Raw genomic sequence first — 12,578 nt, forward strand, 5'->3', positions numbered from 1 at the left:
GGCGATGAAATCGATCACAGAGCAACCGGTCGCGTTATGGCGTAAAGCGCTGGCCTACGGGCTGATGGGATGGCTGGTCTGGCAACCGGTGATGCCCGCATTTGCGGCGGGTATCACGGTAGCCGAAGGCAACACCCGCACCGATCAGGCGGGTAACGGCGTGCCGGTGGTGAACATCGCCACCCCGAATCAGGCCGGGATTTCGCATAACAAATATAACGATTTCAACGTCGGCCAGCAGGGCCTCATTCTCAACAACGCCACCGGCAAACTGACCCGGACTCAGCTGGGCGGGCTGATCCAGAACAACCCCAATCTCACAGCAGGTCAGGAAGCGAAGGGCATCATTAACGAAGTGGTGTCGTCGAACCCTTCACAGCTTAACGGCTACATGGAAGTCGCGGGAAAAGCGGCGAACGTCATGGTCGCCAACCCCTACGGCATCACCTGTAACGGCTGCGGCTTCCTCAACACCCCGAACGCCACGCTGACCACCGGTAAACCTGTGCTGAACGCGGACGGTTCGCTGCAGTCCCTCGACGTCACGCAGGGCGCGATCACCGTTGAAGGTCAGGGGCTGGATGCCCGCACGAGCGACTCTTTTTCACTGATTTCCCGCGCCGCGCAGATTAACGCCGGGCTGTACGCCAGAGACCTGAACGTCACCCTGGGTGCCAACCGTGTCGATGCGCAGGGCAATGCCACGCCGATATCCGGCGCAGGCGTACCGTCGGTGGCGATTGACACCGGCGCACTCGGCGGCATGTACGCCAACCGCATTCATCTGGTTTCCAGTGACAAGGGCGTCGGGGTCAACCTCGGCAACCTGAATGCCTCGGTCGGCGATATGCAGATTGATGCCAGCGGCAGGCTGACGCTAAGTAATGCGACCGCCGCCGGCAAGCTGACGGCGAATGCGCAGGCCATCGCCCTTAACGGTACCCAGCAGTCGGGCGGCGATATGGCGATCAACAGCCAGGGGCAACTGGCCGTTCAGGGGAGTCAGGTGACCAGCGGCGGCAATATGACGCTGGCCGCTGACCAGCTCAATTCAGGCAATACCGCGCAGGTGTCTGCGGCAGGTAATATTCATGCTACCGCCGGTAATGGCAGCCAGTGGCAGGGCAAGCTGACGGCGGGGAAAGATCTCCAACTGAACACCGGAGATCTGACCAATAACGGGCTGATTGCTGCAAACGGAAACGCCCGTATCACCACGCAGCGGCTGACCAATACCGGCACGCTGCAGGCACAGGGGACGCAAGATCTTCAGGCGACAACGCTGGATAACAGCGGGGTGGTGCAGGCCAGCGGTGCCCTGACCCTCACCGCCGGAGAAACACAGCTTGGCGGATTGCTGTCGACTGACAACCAACTGACCGGGCGTTTCGGGCAACTTTCCACCCTCGCAGGGTCGCAGATTCAGTCCGGTACCGATGCGGATATCGGCGTGCAGGGCAGTGCGGTACTCGGCGGTAACGTCCGCGCCGGACAAAACCTGCGGCTCAGCAGCGGTTCACTGAGTTCGGCCAGCAGCGCTAAGCTTTACGCCGTCGGGAATGTGCAGGCGGAGGCGGGTAATAACGGTGTGTGGAACGGCAGCCTGACGGCGGGCGGTAATCTGGGCGTCAGTGCGGGCGACATGACCAACAACGGCACGCTGGCCGCCAGCGGCAACACGCAGCTGAATGTCGGTTCACTCAGTACCACCGGTGATTCGACGATCACCAGCGCAGGCGCGCTTTCGCTGACGGCTGATGACGCGCAGCTTGGCGGTCTGATCTCCGGTGATAATTTGCTGACCGGACGTTTCGGCGAGCTGACCACGCTGGCAGGGTCGCAACTTCAGTCGGGCACGGACGCAGATGTTCAGGCAACCGGCAAAGCGATATTAGGTGGCAACCTGCGCGCCGGGCAAAATCTTCTGCTCAGCAGCGGGTCACTCAGCTCAGATAATACCGCGCAGGTTTATGGCGTGGGCGATGTGCAGGCCAATGCGGGCAATAACGGCGTGTGGAACGGCAGCCTGACGGCGGGCGGTAATCTGGGCGTCAGTGCGGGCAACATGACCAACAACGGCACGCTGGCCGCCAGCGGCAACACGCAACTCACCACGCAAACACTGACCAACGGCGGCCTGATCCAGGCGCAGGGCACACAGACTCTGAACGCCAGCGAACTGAACAACAGCGGCAAAATGCAGTCCGGCGGTGCGCAAAACATCACTGCCAATACCCTCAGTAATCAGGGGCTGATCGGCTCGCAGAAGGGGCTGGATTTACAGGTTGCTGACCAGATGACCGTAGGTGAACAAGGCTCGCTGTTTGCCGGAGACCGGCTGAACATCGGCGGCGGTCAGATGATTGTCGACGGCACGCTGACCGGCAAAAATGGCCTGACGCTCAACAGTACTTCCCTGAACGCCGGGCAAAACTCGCTGATCACCAGCCTTGGCGATATTCAGCTCAATGCTGCGCAGCAGGCGCTTGGCGGCCAGTTGTCGACCTCCGGCAACGTGGGCCTGAACGCCACGGATCTGTCCGTCGGGGCGCTGGGTTCCGTTCACAGCGATAAAGATTTATCCCTGACGGCAACCGGCAGCGCCACGCTGGCCGGTGCGCTCGACGGCAACACGCTGGAAGCCGGTGGCGGTACATTGCAGGTGACCGGCAGCGGTTCACTGGCCTCCACGGGAGATATGCAGTTATCCGCCCGCCAGCAGCAGCTCGACGGCACCACCAGCGCGGGCAATACTCTTTCGATCACCGCTGACCGGCTGAATGCCGCACAGGGTGGTAAAACCTCGGCGCAAAATGACGTGCAGGCCACGGTTGCCAGCGGCGGCCAGTGGTCCGGCAGCCTGATCGCCGGGCGTGACCTGAACTTTACCGCACACGATTTCAGCAATGGCGGCACGCTGGCCGCTAACCGCAACGGCCAGTTCAGCTTCGGCACCCTGACCAATAACGGCCTGCTGCAGTCCCTCGGCACGCAGCAGCTTGACGGCGACACCTTCAATAACAACGGCACGGCGCAGTCCGGCGGTGACCAGACGCTGACCCTCAGTCAGTTCAACAATCAGGGGCTGACCGGTACCCGCGGCGACATCATACTGAACGCGGACGGCGTGACCAACGGTGATACGGCAACCTTACTGGCTGGCGGTCAGCTGACACTCAACACCGCACAGGCGGATCTGGGCGGCACGCTGACCGGCACGCAGGGGGCGACGTTTAACGCCACCGCGCTGACCACCCGCGCCGGATCGGTACAGTCCAGCCAGGGCGATGTGGCTCTGAAGACTGATACTGCGAACTTAAACGGTTTTCTCTCCGCCGACGGCAACGCGGCGCTGACCACGCAACAGCTCACCACCGGCAACGGCTCGCAGACGCAGGGTAAAAACGCGCTGGGGATCAGTGCGTCTGAAAAAGCCGATCTGGCCGGGAAACTGGTGACTCCGGGCACGCTCACGGTGCAGGCCGGTACGCTGACCAACGGCGCGGCGCTGGGCGCGGACAATGTGGATATCACGGCCACCTCGCTGACCAACAACGGTGCCATCACCGCCGACGACGGCCTGCATGTGAAAGCCGGTACCTTGCAGCAGCAAGGCAGCCTGTCTGCGCAGAACCAGATGACGCTGGAAGGCCAGACGCTGGTCAATCAGGGCAATATCTCCGGCGGTAACGTCGGCGTGAATGTTAGCGGCAGCCTGACCAATCAGGGCACCGGCGTGATATCGGCGGGTAATGGTCTGACCGTGACGGCACCGGTTGTGATCAACAACGGCCAGCTTCTGGCACAAACGGTCGGCGTGAATGCCACGGGTATCAGCAACAACGGGTTGATGCAGGGCAACGGCGGTACCACGCTCACCGCCAGCACCTTAACCAACGGTGCGCAGGGGCAGGTATTGTCCGGCGGCACGCTGGGTGTGCAGGCAGGCGATACGCAAAATCAGGGCAGGCTACAGGGCAGCCAGCTGACCCTGACCGGCAACAGCCTGACCAACGGCGGCACGGCATTAGGCACGAATGGCCTGAACGCGCAGATGCAGGGGGATCTGAACAACAGCGGCAGCCTGCTCTCTTCCGGTGATGTCACGGTGAACGCCGCCACGCTGGAAAACAGTGGCCAGTTGCTCAGCGATAAAACCGCCACGGTGACGGCTGACCACGTCAGCAACACAGGGCAGATACAGGGCGACACGCTCGCGCTTACGGCGAACAACGCGGACAACAGCGGCAACCTGATTGGCCTGAAGGGCCTGACGGCGCAACTGCAGCAGGATTTAACCAACGCCACGTCCGGCAAGATGCTGACGCAGGGCGCACTCACCGTCACCGCCGCGCACGTCACCAACAACGGCAACTGGCAGGCCGACAGCGCCGATTTACACGCCGGTCAGTTAGATCTTAATGGCGCGATCCAGACCGCCGCACTCGCGAAGCTGACTCTTACCGGTGGGCTCAACACGCAGGCGCAGGGCAAAATCATCTCAACCGGTCTGGCTATTTTGCAGGCGGCGAACCTGAATAATCAGGGGAACTGGTCGGCGGATAACCTGACCCTGACCGGCGGTGCGCTGATCAGCAGCGGCGGCATCAGCGGTGTCAGCGCGCTTGCGGCCACGCTCAGCGGGCAACTTCAGGTTCAGCAGGGCGGCACATTACTCAGCGGCGGCAGCGCCACGCTGAACGCCGGGAATATTGCTAACAGCGGTACGCTTCAGGCCGGTAACCTGACGTTCACCACCAACAGTATTAGTAACACCGGGCAGTTACAGGGCCAGCAAAGCCTGCAGGGTACGGTACAAAACGGCATCACCAACCTGAGCGGCGGCACCGTACGCAGTCAGGGCACGTTAGATTTGGGCGCACAGACGCTGCTCAATCAGGGCCAGATGCAGGGCGACGGCGTCAGCCATCTGACCCTCACCGGTAATCTCAACAACCAGGGCACCTTACTGACCGGCGGCAGGCTGACAGTGTCTGCACCGGTGCTGACCAACAGCGGCACGCTGCAGGCGCAGGGCCTGACCATGACCGGCGGCACGCTCAACAACAGCGGTACGCTGACCGGACAGGGCGACAGCGCGCTGAACGTCACGCAGATGACCAATCAGGGCCAGCTTCAGGGCGACCGGCTGACGCTGACCGGTAACGAACTGCATAACACCGGCACGGTATTGGGCAGCCAGTCGCTGGGGCTGAATGTGCAGAACGCCGACAACCAGGCGGGCGGCAAACTCTACAGCGCAGGCAACCTGACGCTGGTGACGCCGGTGCTGAATCAGGCGGGCAGCCTGCTGGCGCTGGGGGATATGACGCTGCAACTCGGCTCGGGCTTTACCCAGACCGGCACGCTGGCGGCAGGGCAGACCCTCAGCCTCAGCGCGCAGGGCGACCTGAACGTGCTCGGCACCCTGCAGGGCAACGGCATCCAGCTCAGTTCCACGGGCAACTTTACCAACAGCGGTCAGCTGCGCGGTGGCGGCGGTACGGTGGGCGTGGACGCCGGCAACATCCAGCTCAACGGCAGCGGCAGCGTGCAGTCCGGCGGGGATATCCGCGTGGCCAGCCGTGGCGTACTTAACAACAGCGGCTTTGTCGGCGGGGCGGGCAACGTGGTGATGTCCGCTGGTGGCCAACTGACGAACAGCGCGCTGCTGTACGCCGGTAACAACATGCAGTTGCTGGCCGACAGTATTCACAATAACTACGGCGATATTCTGGCGGGCAACAGCCTGTGGCTGCAGCGGGACGCGGCGGGCAACGCCAACAGCGAAGTGGTCAACACGTCGGGGGATATCGAAACCACCAACGGCGATATCACCATCAATACCGGCCATCTGCTGAATCAGCGGGACGGGTTGAGCACGTCGAGTTCTTATCAGGCGGCGAATAGCCCGGCATCTCTGGGGCAGGCCACGATGAGCATTCAGCTCGGCTTGTTAGATGATGATGAAATTGGGGTTTATACCGGAACGGGCTGGCGTCACACCGGTGGGAGCAATGGCAAAGGAGACGGCGCTGAAGAAGAATATACTTTTGTTGGTTTAGCGCCTACGAAAGCTGCCTCTGACAGAAAATTTCTTGTAGGTACTTCCACTGTAACCGCCATTGCCAGTGGCGGGGCGGGCCGCATTGCCGCAAACCGCAATTTAACGATATCTGGCGACACGTTAGATAATATTGCCAGTACTGTTCTTGCCGGAAGCAACATAACGCTTTCCGGCACCAACCTGAACAACCAGTCCTATGAAAACAGCATTGAGAATGAGTACCTGACCTATCAGTACAGTGGCACAACAGGGGTGCAACCGGCCGATGCCACCGTTATCCCTGATATCCGGAAAGGGAAAAGAAGGGGGGTAGACTACAGGACGGATTTAGGGGATAAGTTTACCTACACATTAACCGGTGGACCCGCTTACGAAACCCTCAGCACCGGCGAAGGTCTCCGCGCCGTTATTCAGGCCGGTGGGGCGGTTAACGCCAGTTTCAGTAATAACATCAGCAATACCACGACCTCTGCTAACGCAGGCGGTTTATCCCATGCGATAAGCGCCCCGTCTCTGAACGGTACGTCGGGCCTGCAACAGGTCAGCGGCTCGCAAAGCAAACAGCTGGCATCCGCACAAAACCTGACCGTCGGCTCGGTACAGTGGAACAATTCCGTCACCGATGCGTTAAAGCAGATTGGCAATCAGGGCGCTGCGCTGACGGATTACCCGCTGCCGACCGGCAATAACGGTTTGTTTGTGGCGAGCACTAATCCTGCCAGCCCGTATCTGATCACTACCAACCCACAACTGGGCGGGATCGGTAAAACCGATCCGTCACTGTTCAATGCGCTGAACGATTACCTTGCGCGACCGACGTCTGCGATATCTGCCGTGGGCAAACAGGCCACCTCGGGTGGTACCGGCCTGAGCTCTGCGGCCTTTTCTGCAACGCCGGTGGCAGGTCAGGTTGTCCATCCTGCGGTTCAGCCGGGCACACCTTCCGGCCCGCGTATTGAAACGGCACCGGTCTATACCGACGAGAGCAAATTCCTCGGCTCGGCCTACTTTATGGACCGGCTGAAGCTGACGCCGGATTACGACTACAAATTCCTCGGCGATGCCGCCTTCGATACCCGTTATGTCGATAACGCCGTGCTCAGCCAGACCGGGCAGCGCTACGTCGGCGGCACAGGGTCAGACCTCGCGCAGATGCAGTATCTGATTGATAACGCCGCCGAACAGCAGGCCGGTCTGGGCCTGCAACTGGGCGTCAGCCTGTCGCCGGAACAGGTCGCTGCGCTGACCAAAAGCATCGTCTGGTGGGAAAAAACCACCGTCAACGGCCAGACGGTTCTGGCACCTAAACTCTATCTTTCTGCCAACGACACCCACGCGGTGACCGGCAGCGTGATTTCCGGGAACACCGTCAATCTCGACGCCGGGCATATCGTCAACGCCGGCAGCACCCTGCAGGCCGAAACGCAACTGGCTGCGAAAAGCAGCAGTTCGCTGGATAACCTTAACGCCGGGCTGATTGCCTCTAACGGCAGTCTGCAGCTGAGCGCGCTGGGCGATATCAATAATATCGGTTCCTCCATTAGCGGACAGACCGTGGCACTGGCCTCGGTCAGCGGCGATATCAACAACGTTACGCAGGCGCAGCAGTGGACGGCCGCGCCGACCACCAGCAAAAGCAAAACGTCTCAGCTGACCTTCAGCCAGACCCAGACCGGCGACGTGGCCGGTATCTCGGCCACTGACGGGCTCTCGCTTACCGCCGGTCACGACATCAACAACACCGGCGCCCGGCTCACGGCGGGCAGTGACCTGCAACTGGTGGCGCTGAACGACATCAGCATCACCGGCAATGCGCTCAGCACCAGCAAAACCACGGCGAAAAGCAGCGCGCAGACCACCGACAGCCAGGCCAGCACGGTCAGCGCGGGCGGTAATTTGTCGGCCAGCGCGGGGCACGACCTGACGGTGGCGGGCAGCGCCGTCACCGCCAAAGGCGACGCCACGCTGGCGGCAGTCAACGACATCAACCTCAACACGATGGACCAGAGCAGCCATCAGACCAGCGGTAAAAATCAGACAGACAGCAACAATGCCACCCGCACGGTGGTGAGCAGCGGCGGTGACCTGACGCTCAGCGCCGGGCGCGACCTTAACTCGCAGGCGGCGCAACTCACCGCTGACCTCAACGCCTCACTTAGCGCCGGCCGCGACGTCAACCTGAACGCGCAACAGACCAGCACCTACAGCGAAACACACGGCAGCAAAAGCGTGAGTATCCGCGAGAATGTGGGGCAGGAAGGAACGGCGGTGGTCAGCGGCGGGAGCACCAAAATTAAAGCGGGTCAGGATGTAAATGCTAACGCAGCAAGTGTTACGGCGAAGCAGGACATTGCCGTCAATGCTGGCCGAGATGTCAATCTTGATACCGCCACAGAGAGCAGTTATGCCTACGATGAGAAGACCAGAACCAGGAAGCACCTTTTCTCGAAAACCACCACACACACAATCAGTGAAGACAGTTCCACTCACGAAAAAGGTTCGCTGCTAAGTGGCGATAATGTTGCTGTTACGGCGGGCAATAATTTACTGGTGAAAGGTTCTTCGGTGGTCGGCGATGGTGATGTGACGCTGAAGGCAGGGAGCAATGTCGATATTGTCGCGGCTACAAACACGGATTCAAGCTGGCGGCTGAGCGAGACCAAAAAAAGTGGCCTGATGGGCACGGGTGGTCTTGGCGTGACGATTGGGTCATCACAGACACGCCATGAACTGAAAGAGCAGGGAACATCGCAAAGTCAGAGTGTGAGTACTGTGGGAAGCACCGCTGGCAATCTGAGTATCACTGCGGGGAGTCAGGCGCATATTGGTGGCGCAGACCTTGTAGCGGCTAAGGATATGTCGATAACTGGCGACAGCGTCGTTATTGATCCCGGACACGATAAACGCAGCAGTGATGAAAAATTTGAACAGAAATCAACGGGGCTTACGCTTGCACTTTCCGGTGCTGTTGCTGATGCGGTGAATTCTGCTATTGCTGCCACACAGAGCGCGAAGCAGGAAAGTGATGGACGTCTGGCGGCGCTGCAGGCGACCAAAGCGGCACTTTCCGGTGCTCAGGCCATGCTCGCTAAACAGCAGGCTAACGTCAGTGCAGACCCGAATAACGGCGTAGGTATCAGCATTTCGCTGACGTCGCAGCAGTCAAAATCATCGCAACATCAGCAAAGTGATACCGTCAATGGCTCCACGCTGAATGCGGGGGACAATTTATCGATTACTGCGACAGGCAAAGGTAACGACTCACACAGTGGTGATATTGCTATTGGCGGCAGTCAGCTAAAAGCGGGTGGTAATACGTCTCTGAATGCCGCCCATGATATCTTGCTGACCGGCGCGGCAAATACCCAGGAAAGCACGGGCAAAAATAGCAGCAACGGCGGCGGTGTTGGCCTGAGTTTCGGAGTAGGCAGCGGGAGTGCCGGACTGAGCATATTTGCCAGCGTTAATGGGGCAAAAGGCAATGATAAAGGTAATGGCACCCGTTGGTCAGAAACCACGCTCGACAGCGGTGGTAAAGTCACCCTCAACAGCGGACGTGATACCACCTTGTCAGGCGCGCAGGTGAACGGCAATAAAGTCGTGGTTGATGCTGGCCGCGACCTGACTATCACCAGTCTGCAGGACAGCGATGACTATAAATCGAAGCAAACCAGCTTCGGTGCAGGTGGCAGCTTTACCTTTGGTTCCATGAGTGGCTCAGGCTACATCAACCTCAGCCAGGATAAAATGAACAGCACCTACGAGAGTGTCGTAGAGCAAAGTGGCATTTATGCTGGGCAGGATGGGTTTGATATCCATGTGGGCGATCATACCCAACTGAACGGTGGTGTGATTGCCAGTCAGGGAACGGCGGACAAAAACCTGCTGGATACCGGTACGCTCGGTTTCAGTGATATCGGCAACGAAGCAGATTATAAGGTCAGCCACAGCGGCATCAGTCTGAGCGGTGGCAATGGTGCCAGCGTGATGAGCAACGCGATGTCGAACGTGGGTAACGTTCTGGCCGGGCTGAACGGTAAAGGCCATGCGGATGGCACCACCCAGTCGGCGGTGGCAGACGGAACCATTATCGTTCGTGATACCGCCAATCAGCAGCAAAGCGTGGCCGATTTAAGCCGTGACACAGACCATGCAAATGGCAGTATCAGTCCGATTTTTGACAAAGAAAAAGAGCAGAAGCGCCTGCAGGCGAGCCAGCTGGTGGGTGAGATTGCGGGTCAGATGACCGATATCGTCAATACTTATGGCGATATCCAGGCGTTGAAGGATCTGGGCGGTGTGCCTGAAGGGATGTCTGCGAATGACAGAGAAAGTTATCTCAAAACTCTGCGAAACAGTGATGCTTATCAGGCCGAAATTAGAAATTATGGTATTGGCAGCAATAACCAGATGGTGGTACAGGCACTCAGTGGCGTATTGCAGGGGATTGTCAGCGGCAACATCAGTGGAGCAATCGCAGGGGGAATAAGCCCGCTGATTGCCCGGGAAATCAAAAGTCACACGCTGAATGAAGACGGTACGACCAATGTCGCGGCTAATGCGATGGCCCATGCCGTCTGGGGCGCTGTAGCAGCGCAAATATCCGGAGGCAATGCAGCAGCGGGGGCTGCCGGCGCGTTCAGTGGTGAACTTGCCGCGCGTTATATAGCGGAATATTATTACCATGCGACCACTCAGGCGGATATAGATAAACTTTCGCAGAGCGACCGGCAGGAAATCAGCTTACTGAGTACGCTGGCGGCGGGTGTTGCCGGAGCAACAGCGGGCAATAACCTGTCTTCTGCGACGACAGGGGCGCAGGCGGGGAAGAATGCGGTTGAGAATAATACGCTTGGAGCGGTTATTCAGGGCGGGAAACTGGCGATTCAAGGTTGCGCCGAAGTCACGGTATGTCGAAATGCGCTGGTTGAGAAAGGGATGGGAGCCCTGCTCGGTATAGGTGCAGCTAAAACAGTATTGGATAATCTCTCTTCAACTGAAAGGGATTATGTCTTTAGTGTGGCGATGTCGGGTAAGGCTGACCTGATAGAGAAACTGACGCCTGAACAACGGGCTGCCTATAATTATATGGTAGGTCAGGATCAGAAAGGACTCATCACCATTTTCCCGAAACCGGACATGGATCTGACGGGCGGCAAGCTGGTGAATCCGGCTCAGGATGAGCAGAAAGGGACGGCGTTTGTTACGCCAGATCAAAGTGGTAGTCAGGGTGCCAGTAACACAGGTAACAACGCAGGTGTGCCTGATGTGGGTAGTAATACCACGACTACGCCGATTGCAGAGCAGAATCCGGATGATTTGGCTTATACATCAGAGAAAAGTAAATATGTTCCTAGTCCCAAACATGCTGCTGGAGGTTGGGGAACTCCTATGGACTTAAGTGATTCGAAGGCTCAGGAAGTATTAAATAACTCCATTCAAGGTGGTAAGCAAAAATATGGTGTTAGTGATGGTAAAATCTATGAATTTCAACCTGATAATGTTGGCGGATGGCATGGTTATCCAGTGCCTGGGACAGAAGCACCACCAAAAGTATTACGTGAGTTTCTTGCTAGAGGTGATATTAACAAAGCCGAATACAATAAAATGATTAAAGGTAAATAGTTATGAATAAGCTGAATATCATTTTGCTTAATTCTGCTGAATCGAAAAAAGCACAAGCTGTTGAAATATCGATAAAAAACAATGGCGTTTTGCATGCATTGTTTACCGGGATAGTCGATTTTCAAGCATTAATTGAGTGGTTAAAAGAAAATGAAGATGCAATTCGAAAAGCGGACTTTCCGATAGTTAATTTAACTCAAGACTCTTTAGCAAAAAAAGTCCATTGCTTTTATGAGAGTGTGGACGTTGATGACGATGATCTCATTGATGCAATGTTTGATTATAGAACATCCCATTGCCTTAGATTTGCATGTCGTGGAGTGGATTTCCCTGAGATTTATATTGGGAAGTTAGGAAGTAAACATGAAATATCTTTATTTACAGACAATGAAACTTGGCGATATTTTTTTGATGTTGATGATTTTTTTGGCAAATTGAAATGCTGAATAAGTCCCGACTCTAGAGCCGGGATTTTATTCTATAGCCTCAGCTATGATGCTGATTCTGTAGTCCCTCCGCTTTTTAGCACCACCGCCAATGAGGATCTCCGGCCAGTTTTTGCCTCGCATAGATAACGGGTGGCATATCACCCAGTGAGCTATGCGGACGTTCTTCGTTATATTCTGCGCGCCAGTCTGTTAGCACACGGACTTTTGACAGTGTTCTGAACAGATACATATCGAGTATTTCTGTTCGTAGCGTTTTGTTAAATCGCTCAATAAATCCGTTCTGCATTGGCCTGCCTGGCTGAATAAAATCGAGTATCACGCCGTGCAACTCTGCCCATTCAGCTAAAGCAGCGGCTGTAAGTTCTGGCCCGTGATACCTATTGAATGCATCTGGTTAGCGTTTAAGTCAGCCATTTTCTACAACTTGTAGTGTCTGT

General features: G+C 57.3%; 2 protein-coding genes and 1 pseudogene. 2 read left to right on the plus strand and 1 reads right to left on the minus strand.

All coding sequences use genetic code 11. From position 1 onward, the window contains the following. Positions 1 to 4 precede the first annotated feature (4 nt). Together RAHAQ2_RS10500 and RAHAQ2_RS10505 are read left to right on the plus strand one after the other, a co-directional pair. Positions 5 to 11,692, plus strand: a complete 11,688-nt coding sequence (locus tag RAHAQ2_RS10500) for a hemagglutinin repeat-containing protein (protein WP_015697204.1) — start codon at positions 5 to 7, stop codon at positions 11,690 to 11,692. A gap of 2 nt (positions 11,693 to 11,694) precedes the next feature. After that, on the plus strand, positions 11,695 to 12,138 hold the full coding sequence (locus RAHAQ2_RS10505; RefSeq protein WP_015697205.1) for a hypothetical protein: 444 nt from the start codon (positions 11,695 to 11,697) through the stop codon (positions 12,136 to 12,138). Between the two features lie 76 nt (positions 12,139 to 12,214). Here the strand turns inward: RAHAQ2_RS10505 and RAHAQ2_RS24905 are convergent. Beyond that, positions 12,215 to 12,514 (minus strand): annotated as a pseudogene (locus RAHAQ2_RS24905) (integrase core domain-containing protein); the annotation flags it as partial. Between the last annotated feature and the right edge of the window lie 64 nt (positions 12,515 to 12,578).

The organism is Rahnella aquatilis CIP 78.65 = ATCC 33071 (assembly GCF_000241955.1).
GTDB lineage: Bacteria > Pseudomonadota > Gammaproteobacteria > Enterobacterales > Enterobacteriaceae > Rahnella > Rahnella aquatilis.